This is a genomic window from Nesterenkonia sp. LB17, from assembly GCF_022565915.1.
Lineage (GTDB): Bacteria > Actinomycetota > Actinomycetes > Actinomycetales > Micrococcaceae > Nesterenkonia.
Genome location: NZ_JAJOYX010000005.1, coordinates 153,036 through 172,962, shown reverse-complemented (window position 1 = coordinate 172,962; position 19,927 = coordinate 153,036). Strand labels below are relative to the sequence as shown.

Here is a 19,927-nt window from a genome sequence, read left to right as displayed (position 1 = left end):
ATCAACAACAAACAGACCAGACCCTGCCAGAAAAACAAGGCCCTCACGATCCATCCATCATCAACCACGGACACCAGTTAATGAATCCTTGGCTAAATTTGCGATCACTATCACGGGGGTGATAATGTCGCTGTTATAACCAAATAAATAATTTGGTATCAACAAACTTGGCACACTATTGAGTTCTCAAACAACAACCGCTACCGGCACCATCAGAAGTTTTTCTCTGAATCGCTCCGAAGCAACTTTGTAAGCTTACCAACAAGCTTCCGCTTCGTCAATTCAGCGTTTCCGCCGTCCTGACCCGACTTCGAATGAATCATTCCCAGCGAATACTCGCTGCGAACGACTCGAACTCGTCGTCTGCGCGGTTCTCAACTCTACGTCGCGGTGTTCGCCTTCGTCAACTCGAGGTCAACTCTGCATGAACACCACACAAACCGTGGTCTCGAACCCCCCGGGAACACCTCGCTTGAGCCGATGACCAGCCCAGAGGGCCAGCGCACCGCAACAAGGAACAGATCCTGTGTGGGGAGAAGCTATGTGGTTATCAAATCCGGGGATCTTCGCGGTCCGCCTCAGCTTCCCGCCGTGCCCCCTTGAGCACGAGATAGAACTTTACACACGCCTCGCCGAGTCCGCAAACCAAAACCAGTGCGACCTGCATCACACCCCTGGATCCCCGTGACCTGGCGGTTTTCACATCGAACCCGGACTCATCCCCGTTGGACCAGCGCGGTCACAGGCTCAGGTCCTGCTTGGCCGCAACATGGATGGCTGGAAGACCCAGCGGGCGGCCGAGCGGTGGAACAGCTCGAGTGCTTCGGTGAGCATCGCGGCGCGGAAGGCGTCCGAGTCGATTCCGGCACGTGGTGCATCGCTGCTCCGGTACCCCTCCAGCACTGCGTCGGTGACTTGTTCGTACCAGAGGCCAAGGTCGAGCTTGGCTGTGTCGGCTGGGGCTGCCGCTGGGCGAGCATCCTCCTGAGAGGTCTCCATCACCAGCTCCGCCAAGGAGATGAGCACGGAGACCACGTCGCGCAGAGGCAGGGCGTGATCGACCATGCCGCCGTCCTCGTCGATGATCCACCCTGCATCGTGGTCTGCCTGTCGGATTCGATCCACGCCCAGAGCACCGTGGATCTTCTGCAGGCTCATCACCTGCTCGGCATCTCGGAGCTCTCGGGTCAGGAGCTCCACAACCTCGGCAAGGTCCGTCGCCTCGGACTCCTCGAAGTCTTCGCGCACCTGCCCCCACGCCTGGTCCAGCGCGTCGGCGGCACGGCCATTCATGATCTCCAGCTGCAGGGACGTCTGCGGGTATGCTCCGAAGTTTCCGGCCAGATCAGCGTGGAAGTCACCCAGACTACGACCCAGCCGAGTGGCCTCGGTGAGGAAGTCTGATTCATCGTGCAGGGCGGTGCGGACCAGCGCCGAGGCCGGTGCGGCTGCGATTGAGGCTTCGCGGATGATACCCAGATCCCCGGTGACCCACCGGTTCTCCCCGGTGGTCGGGTTCGACTCTGGCCAGCTTCCGGTGACCACGCCCAGGACCCCTGCCATGGTGCGGCTGCCGCTCCTGGTCATCCGAAGCACCGTGTCCAGCGGTGCTGAGCGCTGCGGGTCAGGTCGGCGGATGAAGTCCACGACAGTCCTGCCTGTCTCGCCGACTTCACCCTCGATGGTGACCGCGGTGCGGACCACGGCAGGCGTCGGCGCGTCCAACGGCGTGCGCTGCAGCTTGGCAGTGAAGGCTGGCCAGGCGTCGAACTCGGCGAAGGCCTCGCCTCGCGAACGGCCGTTGCGGCTGCCCTGCTGGCGGCGGGCCATCTCGTGCCAGGCGGCGAGGAAGGCCCGATCCCTGGCCCCGTCGTAGACCCAGAGGTCACCTGCGGGGGTGGCGAGTCGTCCGATGAAGGCGGTCTTGCCGGCCAGCGCCGATGGTCTGGTGCGCAGCGCCATCGGCACCGCCACGCGTGCCTGCCCGGCGGAATGGTCGACGGTCAAGATGTGCAGTTCAAGGTGCAGGCCCTGGTCGGGGTCGCCATGCGAGGCGGGCAGCCGCAGACCACCGACACGGGTGATCACACGGCGACCTGGTGCGGCCTGGAACCACGACTGCTGGGACAGCCACGTTCCGACCAGATCCAGGAATCCTGACTGTTCCTCACCTCGGAAGCTCACCATTTACTGACGTGCCCCCTGGCGCCGCATCGCGATCTCGTAGAGGCTGATGCCCACGGCCATGGAGGCGTTGAGGGATTCGGTCGCGGAGGTGATCGGGATCGAGACGATCTGGTCGCAGGTCTCCCGGACCAGCCGGGACAGCCCCTTGCCCTCGGAGCCGACCACGATGATCACCGGTTCCTGGGCGAGTTCGATGTTCTGCAGGGAGATGTCTCCGTCTCCGTCGAGTCCGAGCACGAAGAAGCCCAGCTGCTTCGCCTCCTTGAGCGCCTGGGTGAGGTTCTTCGCCCGTGCCACCGGGATCCTCGCCGCGGCCCCGGCCGAGGTCTTCCACGTGGTGGCGGTGACGCCGGCGCTGCGCCGTTCGGGGATCAGCACGCCGTGGGCGCCGAAGGCCGAGGCAGCACGCAGCATCGCGCCTAAGTTGCGCGGATCGGTGATCGAGTCGCAGGCCAGGAACAGCGGCTGGTGCGGGATATGGCCCTTGGCCGCGCGCTCCAGCTCGTTCTCTGCCAGGTCCAGCACGTCGACGTAGTCGTAGGGCTCCAGCAGCAGGGCCAGCCCCTGGTGGACCGCGCCACCGGTGGAGTTGTCCAGGTGCCGGCGGGTGACCTCCCGGACCCGGACGCCGGCTTCGGCGGCGAACTGCAGCGCCTCGCGGACGCGGCCGTCGGATTCCACATCGGTGGCGACGTGCAGCTCTTTGGCGGGAACTCGTTCGCGCAGCGCCTCGAGCACGGAGTTCCGTCCGGCGACCATGTCTTCGGCCCCGAAGCCGGAGCCGCGCTGGCGCGGCTGGCTGCTGCTGGTCTTGGTGGCAGCCCGATCGGCGAGCATCTTCTGCCGGTGTGCCTTGTGATAGACCCGGTCCTCCGCCTTCGGCGTCGGTCCCTTGCCGCGCAGCGCGCGTCGTCCCTGACCCCCGGAACCAGTCTGGGGGCCCTTCTTCTCTCTGCGGATCGCGGCCGATTTCGGCCGTGAGTCTTTCGCCATGTTCAGCCTTTCCTGGCCCCGGTGGCGGGGCTGGTGGTCGAACTCGACCGGGCAAGCGCCCAACGAGTTCCATCTTTGGAGTCTTCCAGTGCGATCCCGGCTGCGCTGAGCCGGTCGCGGACAGCATCGGCGCGGGCGTAGTCCTTGGCGGACTTCGCCTCTACGCGGTCGTGGAGCAGGGCTTCGATCAGCTCACTCAGGGCGGTCTCGGCGTGGGAGCCGCCAGCGTCTCCTGATTCGGGGACATCGCTGAGACCGAGCACCGCCACCATGGTGGTCACGGCCCCGGCGCTGCGGGCGAGGAGCGCGGCGTCTTCGGCGTCGAGCGCGATATTGCCCGCGCGCACGGTCTCATGCAGCACCGCCAGCGCCTGCGGGACGTTGAGGTCATCGTTCATCGCCGCCCTGAACGCCTCGGGAACACCATGGTCGGCGCTCAGCTGCTGGCCGGAGAGGCTCTCGGCTGCGCGGGCCAGGAAGGTCTCGATGCGTTCGACGGCGGCCTGCGCCTCGTCCAACGAGGTCGGGCGGTAGTCCAGCTGGGAACGGTAGTGCGCCTGTCCCAGGAAGTAGCGCACAGCGCGGGGTCTGGCTGCGGCGAGCATCTCCTCCGGGGCGATGGTGTTGCCCACGGATTTGGACATCTTCTCCCCGGCGTAGGTGACCATCCCGTTGTGCAGCCAGAAGCGCGCGAAGCCGTCACCGGCGGCGGCCGACTGGGCCAGCTCGTTCTCGTGGTGGGGGAAGCGAAGGTCCAGCCCCCCTCCGTGGATGTCGAAGGTGCTGCCCAGGTACTTGGTGGCCATCGCCGAGCACTCGACGTGCCAGCCCGGCCGTCCGGCGCCCCAGGGGGCGTTCCAGCGGGCGGTCTCCGGGTCGGTCTCCTTGTGGCCCTTCCACAGCGCGAAGTCGCGCGGGTCGCGTTTGCCGCGGGCGTCTGCGTCAGCGGCGTCCTGCATGTCTTCGGCCCGCTGGTGGGTGAGTTCCCCGTACCGGGGCCAGGAGCGGACGTCGAAGTAGACGTCGCCGGAGCCGTCCTGGGCGGGGTAGGCGTGGTCGGCGTCGATGAGTCGTTGGATCAGCGCGAACATCTCGGTCATATGCCCGGTGGCGCGCGGCTCGTAGCGCGGGCGCTTCACCCCGAGGGCGTCATAGGCCTGATGGAAGGCCTGCTCGAAGCGGTAGGCGAGGGCGAACCAGGGCTCCTGCGCCGGGTACTCCGCGCTGGGAGTGTGCTCGGGCTGGTAGGAGAGCGTCGACTTCTCCAGGATCTTGTCGTCGATGTCGGTGACGTTGCGGACGCTGAGCACGTCGAGGCCGCTGTGCTCGAGCCAGCGGATCAGGATGTCGAAGGCCACGGCCGATCGCACATGGCCCACATGGGGGCGCCCCTGCACGGTGGCGCCGCAGTAGTACAGAGACACCCGGCCCGGCTCAAGGGGCTCGAAATCTCGCACGGTCGCCGTCTTGGTGTCATAAAGTCGCAGTGCCACGCGGTCAGCCTATCCGGTCCTCGGTTCAGAGCGTGTAGATCACCGCGGTGGCAGTGGCCAGGATTCCTTCGCCGCGGCCGGTGAAGCCCAGTCCGTCGGAGGTCGTGGCGCTGATCGCGACCGGCGCTCCGGCTGCCGCGCTGAGCACCTGTTGGGCCTCCTCGCGGCGTGGACCGAACTTGGGTCGCTTGCCCACGAACTGCACGGCGATGGAGCCGATCCCGAAGCCTTCCCCCGCCAGGATCCGCGCAGCCTCGGCCAGCAGCTGTGCCCCGGAGGCTCCCTCGAGCTCAGGTCGAGCCGTGCCGATGGTGTCGGCGCCGAAGTGCACCCCCAGATCTCCAAGCCCTGCGGCGCTGAACAGCGCGTCGCAGCAGGCGTGTGCCACTGCGTCGCCGTCGGAGTGTCCGGTCAGGCCCTGCTGGCCGGGCCAGAACAGTCCGGCCAGCCAGAGGTCACGTGGTTCCTCGGCGGGGGCGAAGGCGTGGACATCGTGGCCGATTCCCACCCGCGGCAGCACAGGCTTCGTCTGCTCGGGGGCGTGGATGCTCGCCAGCAGAGCCTGCGCCGCAGCGAGATCGGCTTGAGTAGTGATCTTCAGGGCGCTCTCCGAGCCAGGCACGACGGCGACCGCGATGCCCATCGCTTCGGCGATCATGGCCTCATCGGTCAGCCCCTCCGCCTCCGCGTCGGGGAGATCTCCGATGAACTCGAAAGCCTGCTGGAGCAGCGCGAGCGTGAAGCCCTGCGGGGTCTGCACCGCGCGCAGCGAAGACCGCGGCACGGTCTCGGCCACCCGTTCGGCGCCGCTGTCCGCGGCCGGCTCCGGATGCACGCGCTTGATGGTGTCGGTCACCGGCAGGGCAGGGACGACGGCGGCGGCGCCGGCCTCCACCGCTGCGAAGACCCGGGCGTAGACCTGCTCCGGGGTCATGGCGCGGGCGGCGTCCTGGATCAGCACCGTGGTGGTGGCGGGGTCCCAGTCCGCCGCCGCGGCGCTGAGCAGATGGTTCACCCCGGCGCGCACCGAGGAGGACCTGCTGCCTCCCCCGCGGGTTGAGAACACCGGGACTCCCGCAGCGGCGCTGAACTGCTCGCCCACTGCGGCCAGCTGGTCATAGCTGGCCCGGTCCGGTGGAAGCACCAGCACCACGGCGTCCAACCCGTGGCTCAGCCGGCCCGGCGTCAGCCCACCGCTGCTCAGCCCGTGGAGGCGCTGCAGCACCTGGGCAAGGATCGGTCGACCACCCAGATCCACGCAGGCCTTGGGTATTCCGTGTCCGAGCCGCTCTCCGCTGCCGGCGGCCACAACGATGAGCGCCCGGCGCGCTGTGACAGGTTTCCCCGTCCCGGCGTCCGGGCGACTCATCGATGGCGCTCCTGCGGGAGCGACCGTGGCTGCCGGTGCGACCTGTGGTCCCACCTGGCTCATCTCTACTCTGCGACCTTCTCTGGCTCTGCCGGAGTCGGGGCCTGATCGAGGATCTCGTCGAGAAGCTTCGCAGCCTCTTCCTCGTCGAGCTTCTTCGCAAGAGCCAGCTCCGAGACCAGAATCTGCCGGGCCTTGGCGAGCATGCGCTTCTCGCCCGCGGAGAGACCGCGGTCGTTCTCGCGCCGCCACAGGTCACGTACGACCTCGGCGACCTTGTTCACGTCGCCGGAGGCGAGCTTCTCAAGGTTCGCCTTGTACCGGCGTGACCAGTTGGTGGGCTCTTCGGTGTACTCGGCACGGAGCACGTCGAAGACATGCTCCAGGCCCTCCGCACCGACGACATCACGCACGCCGACCAGGTCGACGTTGTCTGCTGGCACCTCGATGGTCAGGTCTCCCTGAGACACCCGGAGCTTCAGGTACATCTTCTCTTCGCCGCGAATGGTGCGGGTCTTCACTTCTTCGATCGTCGCCGCACCGTGGTGCGGATATACGACCGTCTCGCCGACCTCAAAATTCATGTAATGATTCCCCTTTCCCGGACTCAAGTTTATCACGCGTCACAATTGGCTCCGCGTGTCGCTCCGGATTCCCTCCCGCGTCACCACATAGGGTTCGCCGCCGAATGATTTCGACATCCTGTAGAATTGGGCCAGACCAGACCATCACGTGGGCAGAGGATTCTCCGCTGACGTGGACGACATCTGCGCCGCACGCCAATCTCCGGGGTCCAAGACCGCGTACCCTGGAGCTGATCTGTATCGCTCCAAGCCCGTGAGGAGACTCTCCACGTGAAGTTCTCAGCTGATAAGACCCGCCGCATGGCAGCGGTCTCCGTGGCCGCCGCCGCACTTCTGGGCGCCAGCGGCTGCAGCGCCGTCAACTACCAGGCCACCACACAGCAGTACGCCGCCTCCGACGGCACCCGCGCCGACGTCGAGGACGTGAAGTTCCGGCACATGGCGTTCATCACCGACGAGGCCGGCAACCCCGCTCGGGCCATGGGTTCGATCATCAACACCGGCACCGAGGACGCCGAGGTGGAGGTCACCGCCGACGGCGAGACCTTCTCCACCACGGTCCCGGCTGGGGAGAAGATCTCGCTGGAGCTCGACGAGGAGCTCGTCGTGGAGTCCTTCCAGGGCGAGCCCGGCGCGATGCACGAGATCACCGTCAGCGTCGACGGCGAGTCCAAGCAGATCCTCGCCTCGGTCTTCGACGGCGTTCTGCCGGAGTACCGCCACCTGCTCCCCGACGGCTTCGACGAGTCCATGGCCGAGCACCTCGTGCACGGTCCTGACACCTGGGGCAGCGGCGCGGCCCACCACGACGAAGACGACGCCGGCCACTAGAGACCACTTGCCGCCGCGGCCCCGGGCCGACGCGAGCCCTGGAGCTTCCCGAACAGAGAGGGCCCGCTTCTTCTGAAGCGGGCCCTCTCTGTTCATCCAGGCCCGTTCCACGGATCTGGGCGCGGAATCCCGCTAGGATTCTGCGGTCGCTTCCCGCAGCAGTCGGCGCAGGCGCTGCGGATCGATGCGCCAGAAGTCCTTGACCTGACCGTTGATGCGCAGCACCGGGATCTCCTCGGCGAAGCTGGCGAGCAGCTCCTTCTCGGTGGTGATGTCACGTTCGATGAGCTCCACGGAGAACTCCGCGCAAGCCTCGCGGGCGACTGCCACGGCGTCCTCGCACAGATGGCATCCCTGCTTGGTGAGCACCTCGACCTCGACTGATCGACTCACGAACCCCCCTCTCCTCTCAGGACTTCCTGGTGGGACGAAGAAACCCCGGCCGCCTGCTGGCTGCCGGGGTTTCTTCGCGCTTCCAAGAAGTCTTATTTCTTGTTGCGGCGCTGATGACGAGTCTTCCGCAGACGTTTACGGTGCTTCTTCTTCGCCATGCGCTTGCGGCGCTTCTTGATCACTGAGCCCATGGGGTGCAGTCCTTGTCTGTAGGTAAACAACGAGAAAAAGGTCTCGGAACAGTGTAGCCGCAACGCAGTGCTGGCACAGAATCGACGCCCCCTCCGGGTTGCGATCGGACCACGGGGTCCCAGTCACTCCAGACCTCAGTCGAACCAGGGGTCCAGTCCGTAGAGCGGGAAGATCTCTTTGCGGGTCTGCATCACCGCGCGATCCACTGCGTCCGAAGGGTCGTAGCCGAGCTCCCAGGAGCGCCACCAAAGCTCCGCGTCATCACCCATGGTCTCGGGTGCGCAGACCTGGTAACGCTCGCGCACATGGTCCCGCCAGGAGCGGGGCACCTCGGTCTTGAGCGACAGCGGGGCTCCGACGATGACGCCGGTCAGGTGCGTCCAGCTGCGCGGGACCACGGTGTGCACCGCGTAGCCGCCTCCCCCGGTGGCGATCCAGCGTCCTTCACAGTGCTCGTCGGCGAGGTGGGCGATGTCCAGGGCACTCTGCCGCTGCGCGTCCACGCTGAGCTGCAGGTCCGAGAGCGGGTCGTCCCGGTGCGAGTCACAGCCGTGCTGGGAGACGATGACCTCGGGTTCGAAGGCGGCCACCAGCTGAGGTATGACGGCGTGGAAGGCACGCAGCCAGCCGGCGTCGCCGGTGGTCTCGGGCAGCGCGATGTTCACCGCAGAACCCTCGGCCCCCGGACCGCCGGCCTCGTTGGGGAATCCGGTGCCCGGGTAGAGCGCGACCCCGGTCTGGTGGATCGAGATGGTCATCACCCGCGGGTCGTCGTAGAAGATGTCCTGGGTGCCGTCCCCGTGGTGGGCGTCCACGTCGATGTAGACCACTCGACGGGTGCCCTGATCCAGCAGCAGCTGGATGGCGACCGCGGAGTCGTTGTAGACGCAGAAGCCGCCCGCGCGGGATCTCGCGGCATGGTGCATCCCGCCGGAGAAGTTCAGCGCCCGGACCGCGGTGCCGTCGAGCAGCGCCTGGGCGCACTGGCGGGTGCCGTCGACGATCCGGGCGGCGCCGAGGTGGATCTCGCTGAACACCGGGGTGTCCTCGGTGCCGAGCCCGTGGTCATCGGAGGCGTGTCCATGCTCGGCGGCGTTCTTCACAGCGGTGATGTAGTCGGCGGAGTGGACCGTGCCCAGCACGGTGTCCGAGGCGATCCCGGTCTTCAGCTGCCGCACATGTGAGCCGCTGAACAGTCCGAACTCGTCGCAGAGCTTCGCGGTGAGCTCCAGCCGCACGGGATCCATGGGGTGGTTGGAGTTGAAGCGGTATTCGAGCAGCGCCTCGTCCCAGACGACGGCGGCGGGAAGTTCTCCCACGGTGGCCTCCTCAGGCGTGGTCGGCGAAGTACTCCAGCTGGGAGACGTCCCCGGAGACGATGATGGTGTCTCCGGCGGAGACGAGGGTGTCTGGCTGGGCATAGACGAAGTCCTTGCCCGGCGATTTCACGCCCACCACGTTGACCTTGTGCCGGCTGCGCGGCTGGCACTGGTCGATGGTCTTGCCGTGCAGCTCGCGCGGCGGGCGCATCTTCACGATCGCGAAGTCGTCGTCGAACTTGATGAAGTCCAGCATCTGACCCGAGACCAGATGCGCGGCCCGGACGCCGGCGTCGTGCTCGGGGTAGATCACGTGGTGACACCCGATCCTGGTCAGGATCTTGCCGTGGGTCGGGTTGATGGCCTTGGCCCAGACCTGGTGGACCCCGAGGTCAACAAGGTTCGCGGCGATCAGCACGGAGGACTCGATGGAGGTGCCGACTCCGACGACGGCGGCGTCGAACTCCTGGGCGCCGACCTGTCGCAGCGCCTCGATGTCGGTGGCGTCGGCCTCCACCACATGGGTGAGCATATCGGCGTACTTCTGGACCAGGCCGCGGTTCTGCTCCACCGCGAGAACCTCTTTGTTCTGGCTGACCAGCTGGTTGCTCAGCGCGATGCCGAAGCGTCCCAGTCCCACGACGAGGACCGGTTTGTTGCTCTGGGGGTTCAGCTTGGGCACGAATGCGTCCTTTTCCGCGAAGAAACGTGCTCGGCCAGGAAGGGCCGAGTCGTGAAGTGCTGACTCCAGGGTAGACCCCTTCTGGTCAGCGGGTCAGCCGGCGAGCGGGTCAGCCGATCATCGGACGGCCTTCGGGGTAGCGGTAGCGGACCCGGCTGCGCTGACGCACGGTCAGCGAGGCGGCGAAGGTGATGATCCCGACCCGACCGGCGAACATCAGCGCTGCGAGCACATAGAGCCCTTCCGGCGGCAGGTCCTCGGTGAGACCGCTGGTGAGCCCGACGGTCGCGAAGGCGGAGATGGACTCATACAGCGGACGGCCCATGTCCAGGCCGGTGATGTACATCAGCCAGACGGTGGAGATCAGCACCAGCGTCGCGCCCATGGCGACCACCGAGACCGCCACCCGCACGGCGGACGGCGGGATGGTGCGGCCGTGGGCAGTGGACTCGGCGTCGCCGCGGGCCTCGGCGAGGAAGGCCAGCCAGATCACCGCGATGGTGGTGACCTTGATGCCTCCGGCGGTGGAGGCTGAACCGCCGCCGGCGAACATCAGCGCATCGGAGACGAGCATGGTCTCGGCGTTCTGCAGATTCGACTCCACCACCGAGAAGCCGCCGGAGCGCATGTTCACCGAGGCGAAGAGCGAGTTCTGCAGCTTCTCCCCGATGCTCATGTCGCCGATGGTGGAGCTGTTGGACCACTCCATGATCCCGTAGAGCACCGCACCGATGACCATGAGCAGCAGCGTCACCTCCAGGGTGAGCTTGGTGTGCAGGCTCCAGCGACGCACGTGCCAGCGGTTGCGCCAGAGCATGAACAGCACCGGGAAGCCCAGGCTGCCCAGGAAGACCCCGACCATGATGGTCCAGATGACCACCGGGTCGTTGTCGAATCCGGCGAGACCTTCGGAGTGCGCCACGAAGCCGGCGTTGTTGAACGCCGAGATGGCATAGAACGTGCCGTCCCAGAGACCGCTGGCGACGTCGCCGTTGAGATGGATGAAGCGCGGGATCAGCACCATCGCCAGCAGCGCCTCCACCACCGCGGAGACGATCACCACGGTCCGGATCACCTGGCCGGTCTCGCCCATCGAACCGGTGGAGATTCCGCCCTCCTGCGCGACCAGCCGGGTGCGCACCCCGAGGTTGCGGGTCACCGAGATGGCCAGCAGCGCAGCGATCGTGATGATGCCCAGTCCACCGACCTGGATGCCGATCAGGATCACCACTTCACCGGCGAAGGACCAGTGGTCAGCGGTGTTCACCGGGGTCAGGCCGGTGACGGTGACCGCAGAGGTGGCGACGAAGAGCGCCTCGTGGAAGGCGGCGGAGGAGCCGGAGGCGGTGGCCCAGGGCATGTTCAGCAGTGAGGCGAACACCGCGATGGTCACCCCGAAGATCAGCATCGCCGCACGTGCCGGCGAGGTGCGGGTCAGCCGCCCCATCCACCGCTTCAGGTAGAGCCGAGGTCCGGTCCGGCGGCCCCTGCCGTGCTCAGTCTGCGCTGCGGAGCTCATCGGTGATCTCCGCTGACCGGTGCGCGCTGGCGTTGACGGCGGCGCGCACGGCGGCGGGCAGGTCGTGTTCGTCGAAGGCGTTGATGGCACGCTCGGTGGTGCCGTTGGGCGAGCAGACCGCGCGGCGCAGTCCGGCGGCGTCGGCGGTGCCCGCAGCCTGGTGCTCGACCAGCATCTTGCCGGCGCCATAGATGGTCTGCGCCGCCAGATCAGCCGCCAGCGCCCGGTCCAGGCCCAGCTCCACGCCGGCCTCTGCCATCGCCTCGGCGAGATAGAAGGCGTAGGCGGGACCGGATCCGGAGATCCCGGTGAGGGCGTCGATCTGGGACTCATCGATCACGTGGACGGCGCCGCTGGCGCCCAGCAGCTGGGCCACGGTCTCGGTGTCCTGCGGGCTCACGTGGGTGCCCGGGACCAGCCCGACCACGCCGAGGCCCACCGAGAGCGGGGTGTTCGGCATGGACCGGATGACAGGTTGGCCCTGGGGCAGGGCCGCCTCGATCATGTCTACGCTGATCGCGGCCGCCACGGAGACCACCACGGCCCCTGGCTTCACGGTGCTCGCGATCTCTGCGGCCAGAGCGACGATGCCATGGGGCTTGACCCCGAGGAAGATGATGTCGGCCTTCCCGGCGGCGCTGCGGTTGGCCTCGGCGTCGTCCTGCTCGGCGAGCACGCTGATCCCGAACTGCGTCGCGCGCTGTTCTGCGGTGGCGGCGCTGCGTGTGGTGGCCTGGACCTGCTCCGGGGCCACCGAGGAGTCCAGCAGACCCGCGAGGATCGCGCCGTTCATCGAGCCGAGGCCGAGCATCGCTATCCGCGGCGCGGTGGGAGTGCTGGTGCTGGTGCTGGTGCTGGTGGACATCGTCACTCCTGACCGAGGTGTCTGCGGGCGAAGGCCAGGGACTCGGCGAGCCAGCGCTCCCGGTCTCCGACGTTGCGGGCGGTGCGGGTGGCGACCTCGACAGCGACGACGCCGTTGAACCCGGTCTCGGCGAAATCGGTCCGGCCGAGCATCTCCATCGCCTCGGCCACGCGCTGCTCCCCCTGACCCGGGATGAGGTGATCGTCTTTGAACCCGTTGGACCAGCCGTCGGTCAGGTGCACGTGGCGCAGGCGCTGTCCCAGTGCCTCGACGGCCTCGAGCGAGTCGGCCTCTGCCGTGGCGGCATGGGAGAAGTCCCAGGTGACGTGCGGGTAGGGCTGATCCACCGGGTCCCAGTGCGGCAGGTACATGGTGGCCTCGCGACCACCGGCCCGCCAGGGGTACATGTTCTCGACGGCGAAGAGCACTCCGGTCTCCTCCTCCAGATCCTTGATCCCCTCGGCGAAGCCTTCGGCGTAGCCGACCTGCCAGCGGAAGGGCGGGTGCGCGACGACCACGCCGGCGCCCACCTCGTGGGCGAGGGCGGCGCTGCGCTTGAGCTTGTCCCAGGCGGAGCCCCAGACCTGCTGGGTGAGCAGCAGAGTGGGGGCGTGGATGGCCATGACCGGCAGGCCGAAGCGCCAGGAGAGCTCGTTCAGCGTGGAGGCCTGCTGGGACTCCCCGCGGTGGGTGACCATGACCTCCATGCCGTCATAGCCGAGGTCCTCAGCGATGGAGAAGCCTTCGGCGACCCCCATCGGGTAGACCGAAGAGGTGGAGAGCGCCACGGGGATCCGCGGAAGCTTATGAGGCGGGCGCGGCTGGACTTCCTCAGTGGGCATGTTCAACCGCCGCCGTCGCCAGGGTGCGACCGCCGGGGATCTCACCGCGGGAGGGCTTGCGCAGCTCGCGGCCGAGGTTGACATTTCCGACGCCGGGAGCGGCGGGCACGGCCACCGCGCCGTCGCGGACCAGGGAGTCCAGCCGGCGCAGGATCAGGCCCTCACGCAGCGCCCAGGGGCAGATCTGCAGCGTCTCGATGCCGAAGACCTTCATCGCCTGCTCAGCGACCAGTGCGCCGGCGAAGACCTGCCGGGCACGCAGGGTGGAGACGCCGGGCAGCTCGGCCCGCTCGGCCGCGGTCATCGTGGCCAGGTTCTTCACCAGCGGCTTCAGCTCGGCATGGGCCAGGCTGCGCGGAACATAGGGACCCTCTGCGGAGGGCGCGGCGCCGGTCATCCGCGCCAGCGAGCGGAAGGTCTTGGACGTGGCGAGCACCTCGATGTGTCCGCTCAGGACCGGGAACTCGCGGCGCGCCGCCTCCAGCTCCTCACGCACATAGCTCTTGAGCGCCTTCACCTGGTCCTTGCTGGGCGGGTCCTCGCCCAGCCAGTCGCGGGTGAGCCGGCCGGCGCCGAGCGGAAGCGAGACCGCGGTGGCGGGCAGCTCGTCGCGCCCATAGGCGATCTCGAAGGAGCCGCCGCCGATGTCGAAGTTCAAGATGTCCCCGGCGCTCCAGCCGCGCCAGCGCCGGGCGGCGAAGAAGGTCATCGCCGATTCCTGGGCGCCGGTGAGCTCGGTGAGCTCCACCCCGGTCTCGGCGACGACCCGTTGCAGGACCGCCGCTCCGTTGGCGGCCTCGCGCAGCGCTGAGGTGCAGAAGGAGAGCAGATCCTCGGCCCGGTGCCGCGCGGCGAACCGGGCGGCCTCGGCGATGAAGCCGATGAGCTCGAGCTGACCGTCCTCGGTGATCGCCCCGTGCTCATCGAGGTGTCTGACCAGGGACAGCGGTCGCTTATGGGAGGCGAACGCCTCGGGTTTGGCCCCGAGATGAGCATCCACCAATAACAGGTGCACGGTGTTCGAACCGATATCCAGCACGCCCAGACGCATCAGGTGACTCCTTGACTAGGATCCGGTCTTCGCGGTGGTCTTCTTGGCTGGAGCCTTCTTCGCGGCGGGCTTCTTGGCCGGAGCCTTCTTCGCCGTGCTCTTGGCGGCCCGCTTGGGCGCACCGGGCTTCTTCGGTCCGGCGGCGCGCTTCTCCGCCAGCAGCGAGTATGCGTGCTCCTTGGTCAGCGTCTCCAGCGAGACGCTGCGGGGCACTGTCACATTGGTCTCACCATCGGTGACGTAGGGGCCGAAGCGGCCGTCCTTGACCACAACCTGCTTCTCCGAGGTGGGATCGGCGCCGAACTCGGCCAGCGGGGGAACCGCCGCCCGGCGTCCACGCTGCTTGGGCTGGGCGTAGATCGCCTTCGCCTCGTCCAGGGTGATGGTGAACATCTGCTCCTCGGTCTCCAGCGAGCGGGAGTCCGAGCCTTTCTTCAGATACGGGCCGAAGCGGCCGTTCTGGGCGGTGATCTCTTCGCCGTCTGCATCGGCGCCGACCACGCGCGGCAGCGAGAGCAGCCGCAGCGCCTGCTCCAGCGTCACCGTCTCCAGGGTCATGTCGGAGAGCAGCGAGCCGGTGCGGGGCTTCTCCTTGGCCGGCTTCTTCTTCGGCTTGGGCTTGCCGTTCTTGTAGTACTCGGTCGGCAGCGACTTCATATGCTCTTCGAGCTGCGCCTCGGTCATCTCTTCGATGAGCTCGGTGACGTAGGGGCCGTAGCGACCGTCCTTGGCGACGATCTCGCGACCGGTCTCGGGGTCGGTGCCGAGCACCCGGCCTGAATACTGGGCCTGTTCGAAGAGCTCCTCGGCCTTGGCGACGGTGAGCTCGTCCGGAGCCAGGTCCTGGGGCAGGTTGGCGCGCTGGGGCTCCAGCTCACCCTCGGCGTTGACGACGCCGTCGGGGTTCGGCCGCTCCAGATAGGGGCCGTAGCGCCCCACCCGCAGGTTCACGCCGGGGGCGATCTCGATGGAGTTGATCGCCCGGGCGTCGATCTCGCCGAGGTTCTCCACCACGTGCTTGAGCCCGTCGACGCCGTCCTTGGCGCCGAAGTAGAAGCCCTGCAGCCAGGCCTCGCGCTGGAGCTCGCCGCGCGCGATCTGGTCCAGGTCCTCTTCCATGCGGGCGGTGAAGTCGTAGTTCACGTATTTGCCGAAGTGCTCCTCCAGCAGCCGGATCACGCTGAAAGCGGTCCAGGAGGGGATCAGCGCGGAGCCGCGCTTGGTGACGTAGCCGCGGTCCATGATGGTCGAGATGGTCGGCGCGTAGGTGGAGGGGCGACCGATCTCACGCTTCTCCAGCTCCGCGACGATCGTGGCCTCGGTGTAGCGGGCCGGCGGGGTCGTCTCATGGCCCTTGGCCTGGACGTCGCGGCCGATCAGGCTCTCGCCGGTCTCGATCTTCGGCAGTCGCTTATCGGCCTTGCCGGCCTTGGCCTCGTCGTCCTCCGAGGTGCTCTCGCGGATCTCCTCGTAGGCGGCCAGGAAGCCTGGAAAGGTGATGACGGTGCCGGAGGCGCCGAAGGTGGCGGTGGTGCCGGCCTTGGGTCCGCCGGAGACGGAGGCGCTGAGCCGCACGGAGGCGGTGAAGCCTTTGGCGTCCTCCATCTGGGAGGCGACGGTGCGCTTCCAGATCAGCTCGTAGAGCTTGAACTCATCCTTGGAGAGCTCCTTGGCCACCTGGCCGGGGGTGCGGAAGTGGTCGCCGGAAGGCCGGATCGCCTCGTGGGCCTCCTGCGCGGTCTCGCTCTTCTTGGAGTACAGGCGCGGACTGGCGGGCACATGGTCGGCCCCGTAGAGCTCGGTGATCTGCCGACGCGCCGCGGTGATCGCCTCGTTGGAGAGCGTCACCGAGTCGGTACGCATATAGGTGATGTAGCCGTTCTCATACAGCCGCTGCGCCACCTGCATGGTCGCCCGGGAGGAGAAGCGCAGCCTGCGGGAGGCTTCCTGCTGCAGCGTCGAGGTGATGAAGGGAGGCTGGGGACGGCGCGAGTACGGCTTGTCCTCCACCGAATCCACGGTGAACTCCGCCTTGGTCAGACCCTCGGCCAGGGCCTCGGCCGCTTCGCGGTCCAGGACGCTGACCTCTGTCTTGGAACGGGTGGACTTCAGCTCGCCGCGGTCGTTGAAGTCCGCGCCGGTGGCCACGCGGGCCCCGTCGACGGCGTTGAGCTTGGCGGTGAACTCCTCACCGGCGGCGGTGGCGAAGCTCCCGGAGAGGTCCCAGTAACCGGCCGGGATGAAGGCCATGCGTTCACGCTCACGCTCGACCACCAGTCGGGTGGCCACTGACTGGACGCGTCCTGCGGAGAGGCCCTTGCCGACCTTGCGCCAGAGCACCGGGGAGATCTCGTAGCCGTAGAGCCGGTCCAGGATGCGCCGGGTCTCCTGCGCGTCGACGAGGTCGTCATCGATCTGACGCACGTTCTGCAGGGCTCGAGTGATGCCCTCATTGGTGATCTCGGTGAAGGTCATCCGGTAGACCGGGACCTTGGGCTTGAGCACCTGCAGCAGGTGCCAGGCGATGGCTTCGCCTTCGCGGTCGGCGTCAGTGGCGAGATAGAGCTCCGAGGCGTCTTTCAGGGCCCGCTTGAGCTCTGTGACCTTCTTCTTCTTGGAGTCGGAGATCACGTAGTAGGGCGCGAAGCCGTCGTCGGGGTTCACCGCGAACCGGCTGAAGGGGCCCTTCTTCATATCAGTGGGCAGCTCTGAGGGCTGTGGCAGGTCACGGATATGCCCGGCGGAAGCGTCCACGATGAAATCATCGCCAAGGTACTTGGCGATGGACTTGGACTTCGCCGGGGACTCGACGATGACGAGTTTCTTGCCTTCGGGCACTGATCTCCTTGAGGGAATTCTTGCGGTGCAGTCTCGGGCGCTCAGCAGTGGGCTGGCCGTCGAGTGCTCAATATATCAGCGAGCAGAACACGTCGAGGCCGGTGGAATCAAGACTCCCTGAGGTAGCCCTCGACGTAGAGGTCGAGGATTTCGCTGCGCAGCTCCTGTTGAAGCTGGCCTTGATCGGTGGACTCATCCGCCATCAGAGCGGCGACGGCGGTGACGAGCGCGGCGGCCTGATACTCCCCGTCGGCGGCTCCCAGCAGGCCCGCCGCGGCGCTGGAGACGGCCCGGCTGCGGCGCAGCCCAGCGCCCTGACGTGCGAGGATCACCTCCGGGTGGACGGCACCGAAGCGCTGATGGCGTTCTTCGGTGACATCTGCGGCGACGGCGAGGACCGCATCGAGCACCGCCTGCGGGTCCCGGGCGACGGCTTCTGCCCGGGCCACGGTGGCCCCGATCACCGGTCCCAGCGGCTGCTCCACCGCGCCGGTGAGCTCCTCGAATCGCCGCCAGGGCGTGATCGCGCCCGCATCTGCTGGGCGGCGTCGGATGAAGATCATCCCGAATCCCACCGCGAGCACCGCGCGGGAGTCGAAATCATCCAGGTATTCGGCGTAGCGGCGGCGGTAGTTCTCCGGCTCCCGCTGGGTGGAGGCGTCGCGCAGCCAGGTCTCGGCGTATGCGGAGCTTTCCTGCCGGTCGCGCTGGATGAACCAGGCATCGACCTCCGCGCCGAACGTCTCGCACCACAGGCGCGGTCGGGCGTCCCAGGCGGCGTGGTCCTGGATCTCCCAGTTGCCCAGCAGCTGCGCGGTCCCGGACTCGGCGAGGTGCTGGGGCAGCGAGGCGATCAGCTCCGTCATGAGCAGATCCCCGGCCCGGCCGCCGTCTCGGTAGGTATAGCGCCCGTCGATCTGCTCATCCTGCGGACGCGGGGTGATGACGAAGGGCGGATTGGAGATGATCAGGTCGAATGTCCGCCCGGCCACCGGTTCCAGCAGGCTGCCCTGCACCAGCTCCACCCGAGCACCGAGGTCTCTGGGGTCCAGCCGCAGCGCGGGGGCGTTGAGAGCCAGGTTGAACTCGGTGAAGTCCAGTGCCCGTTGACTGAGATCGGTGGCCACGACATGCTCGGCGTGGTCCAACAGGTGCAGCAGCTGGATTCCGCAGCCGGTGCCGATCTCCAGGGCGCGCTTGACCGGAGTGCGGTGGATGCTCGCCGCCAGGGTCAGACTCGCGCCGCCGATCCCGAGCACATGCTCGGGGTGCAGCGGACCCTGCACCTGTGCGGCGGGAAGGTCGCTGGCCACCCAGAGGTCGGCCAGGCCCCGAGCCTGCTCGGCCTGGTAGGGCCGCAGGTCCACGCTGGGACGGTAGAGCGCGGCGTCGTGCCCTTCCCCGGGCTCCGGGGGCCCCGGTGCCACGGGGTCTGCTCGGTGCACCAGGTTCAGGCGGCGCAGACCGTCGACGCCGACCTGAGGCAGGGCTGCATGCAGCTGCGCGGCGGTGGTCTCGAGCCCGAGCAGCCAGAGCCCGGTGAGCACGGCGCAGGGGTCCGGCGCGGGTTCGGCGGCCAGCAGCTCCGAGACCCGCAGCGCTGCGGGCACGGGCTGATCGCGTTCCAGCGCGGCGAGCGCGACGGGGCCCAGCAGCTGCGTGACACGTTCGTTGGTGAACTGCGCGGAGACCAGGTCAGTGCGCAGGGCGGCCAGCAGCTCGGGGTCAGCGACCGGGGCCGGCAGGATGACATGCTGCTGCTCGAGATGGCTCATCAGCGACGCACCTTCTGCAGGGGACCGGCATTGGGATCGGAGGGGTCCTGCTCCAGCCGCGCCTGACAGTTCTCGCAGCGGGTGGTCTCCGGTATGTCGCGGTGGTCATCGCAGTAGAGCTGCAGCGTGGAGCATCCGCGGTCCATACAGTTATAGAAGGAGCTGGTCGGGCTGGCGCAGCGGCTGCATTCACCGATGGTCTTGGCCTCGGAGGAGAAGCGGGTGTTCATCCGGGAGTCGAAGACGTAGAGCTCGCCCTCCCAGAGTCCCTGATCACCGAAGGTCTCTCCGTAGCGGACGATCCCGCCGTCGATCTGGTAGACCTCTTCGAAGCCGCGCCGGCGCATCAGCGCCGAGAGGACCTCGCAGCGGATCCCGCCGGTGCAGTACGTCACCACCGGCTGGTCCTTGAGGTGGTCGTATCTGCCGGAGTCCAGCTCTGCGATGAAGTCCCGGGTGGTCTCGGTCTCCGGGACCACAGCGTTCTTGAACTTTCCGATCTGCGCCTCCATGGCGTTGCGGCCGTCGAAGAAGGCGACCTCCACGCCTTGCGCCTGCTTCGCCTCGACGAGCTCATGGACCTGCTGCGGCTGCAGATGCTCACCCCCGCCGACGACGCCGTGCTCATCGACCTCGATCTCCTCGGGCACGCCGAAGGCCACCAGCTCGGGGCGGACCTTGACCGAGAGTCGAGGGAAGTCCTCCGCCCCGCCGTCAGACCATTTGAAGGCCATCTCACGGAACGGGGCGTACGCCCGGGTCTGCTTCACGTACTGCTTGACCGCCTTGACCTCACCGCCGACGGTGCCGTTGATCCCCTGCGGGGAGATCAGGATCCGGCCCTTGACTCCGAGTTCCCGACAGAGGGTGTGCTGCCAGAGCCTCACCGCCTCGGGATCCGAGAGGGGGGTGAAGGCGTAATAGAGGACGATCCGGGACATGCTCACCTCTCAAGGGTAGTTCTGAACAACATCTTTATGAACTCGTTGTCCTG

The 19,927-nt window shown here is 67.4% G+C and carries 17 protein-coding genes; 1 reads left to right on the top strand and 16 read right to left on the bottom strand.

What is annotated here, in order from left to right; translation table 11 throughout:
- Positions 1-747: 747 nt before the first annotated feature.
- The 5 genes from LTH96_RS11780 to LTH96_RS11760 form a co-directional block, all read right to left on the bottom strand.
- On the bottom strand, positions 748-2,187 hold the full coding sequence (locus LTH96_RS11780) for a hypothetical protein (protein ID WP_255728135.1): 1,440 nt from the start codon (positions 2,185-2,187) through the stop codon (positions 748-750).
- Positions 2,188-3,180 (bottom strand): 23S rRNA (guanosine(2251)-2'-O)-methyltransferase RlmB, encoded by a 993-nt coding sequence (gene rlmB, locus LTH96_RS11775; RefSeq protein WP_241466041.1) that lies wholly within the window; start codon positions 3,178-3,180, stop codon positions 2,188-2,190.
- A gap of 2 nt (positions 3,181-3,182) precedes the next feature.
- The gene (gene cysS / locus LTH96_RS11770; RefSeq protein WP_241466039.1) at positions 3,183-4,673 is read right to left on the bottom strand and encodes a cysteine--tRNA ligase; all 1,491 of its coding nucleotides are present in this window, start codon (positions 4,671-4,673) and stop codon (positions 3,183-3,185) included.
- Positions 4,674-4,698: 25 nt separating this feature from the next.
- Complete coding sequence (gene ispF / locus LTH96_RS11765; RefSeq protein WP_241466037.1) at positions 4,699-6,042, bottom strand: 2-C-methyl-D-erythritol 2,4-cyclodiphosphate synthase; 1,344 nt, start codon at positions 6,040-6,042, stop codon at positions 4,699-4,701.
- Positions 6,043-6,107: 65 nt separating this feature from the next.
- Complete coding sequence (locus LTH96_RS11760) at positions 6,108-6,626, bottom strand: CarD family transcriptional regulator (protein WP_036477487.1); 519 nt, start codon at positions 6,624-6,626, stop codon at positions 6,108-6,110.
- A 270-nt stretch (positions 6,627-6,896) separates the two neighbouring features.
- On the opposite strand from LTH96_RS11760, the gene LTH96_RS11755 reads away from it, so the two are divergent.
- Positions 6,897-7,457, top strand: coding sequence for a hypothetical protein (locus tag LTH96_RS11755; RefSeq protein ID WP_241466035.1), 561 nt, complete (start codon positions 6,897-6,899; stop codon positions 7,455-7,457).
- Between the two features lie 132 nt (positions 7,458-7,589).
- Here the strand turns inward: LTH96_RS11755 and LTH96_RS11750 are convergent, their stop codons facing one another.
- The 11 genes from LTH96_RS11750 to LTH96_RS11700 all read right to left on the bottom strand — a co-directional run bounded on the left by LTH96_RS11750 (position 7,590) and on the right by LTH96_RS11700 (position 19,880).
- The gene (locus LTH96_RS11750) at positions 7,590-7,850 is read right to left on the bottom strand and encodes a glutaredoxin family protein (protein ID WP_241466033.1); all 261 of its coding nucleotides are present in this window, start codon (positions 7,848-7,850) and stop codon (positions 7,590-7,592) included.
- A 92-nt stretch (positions 7,851-7,942) separates the two neighbouring features.
- Positions 7,943-8,041 (bottom strand): 30S ribosomal protein bS22, encoded by a 99-nt coding sequence (locus LTH96_RS11745; RefSeq protein WP_081652675.1) that lies wholly within the window; start codon positions 8,039-8,041, stop codon positions 7,943-7,945.
- A gap of 135 nt (positions 8,042-8,176) precedes the next feature.
- Positions 8,177-9,361 carry an acetoin utilization protein AcuC gene (locus LTH96_RS11740; RefSeq protein WP_241466031.1) on the bottom strand — a complete coding sequence of 395 codons (1,185 nt, stop codon included), beginning with the start codon at positions 9,359-9,361 and terminating at the stop codon, positions 8,177-8,179.
- Between the two features lie 10 nt (positions 9,362-9,371).
- Complete coding sequence (locus LTH96_RS11735) at positions 9,372-10,043, bottom strand: TrkA family potassium uptake protein (protein ID WP_241466029.1); 672 nt, start codon at positions 10,041-10,043, stop codon at positions 9,372-9,374.
- A 109-nt stretch (positions 10,044-10,152) separates the two neighbouring features.
- Complete coding sequence (locus LTH96_RS11730; protein ID WP_241466027.1) at positions 10,153-11,562, bottom strand: TrkH family potassium uptake protein; 1,410 nt, start codon at positions 11,560-11,562, stop codon at positions 10,153-10,155.
- Complete coding sequence (gene proC / locus LTH96_RS11725; protein ID WP_241466025.1) at positions 11,540-12,427, bottom strand: pyrroline-5-carboxylate reductase; 888 nt, start codon at positions 12,425-12,427, stop codon at positions 11,540-11,542. The genes LTH96_RS11730 and proC overlap by 23 nt, the downstream gene beginning before the upstream one ends.
- 2 nt (positions 12,428-12,429) lie before the next feature.
- Entirely contained in the window at positions 12,430-13,269 is an 840-nt protein-coding gene (locus LTH96_RS11720) for a sugar phosphate isomerase/epimerase (protein WP_241466023.1), read from the bottom strand.
- Complete coding sequence (locus tag LTH96_RS11715; protein WP_241466021.1) at positions 13,259-14,320, bottom strand: Ppx/GppA family phosphatase; 1,062 nt, start codon at positions 14,318-14,320, stop codon at positions 13,259-13,261. The genes LTH96_RS11720 and LTH96_RS11715 overlap by 11 nt, the downstream gene beginning before the upstream one ends.
- 15 nt (positions 14,321-14,335) lie before the next feature.
- Positions 14,336-17,158 (bottom strand): type I DNA topoisomerase, encoded by a 2,823-nt coding sequence (topA, locus tag LTH96_RS11710; protein ID WP_241466019.1) that lies wholly within the window; start codon positions 17,156-17,158, stop codon positions 14,336-14,338.
- Positions 17,159-17,265: 107 nt separating this feature from the next.
- Complete coding sequence (locus LTH96_RS11705; protein ID WP_241466017.1) at positions 17,266-18,933, bottom strand: methyltransferase; 1,668 nt, start codon at positions 18,931-18,933, stop codon at positions 17,266-17,268.
- Positions 18,933-19,880: a rhodanese-related sulfurtransferase gene (locus LTH96_RS11700; protein ID WP_241466015.1), complete on the bottom strand. Its 948-nt coding sequence runs from the start codon at positions 19,878-19,880 to the stop codon at positions 18,933-18,935. The genes LTH96_RS11705 and LTH96_RS11700 overlap by 1 nt, the downstream gene beginning before the upstream one ends.
- Between the last annotated feature and the right edge of the window lie 47 nt (positions 19,881-19,927).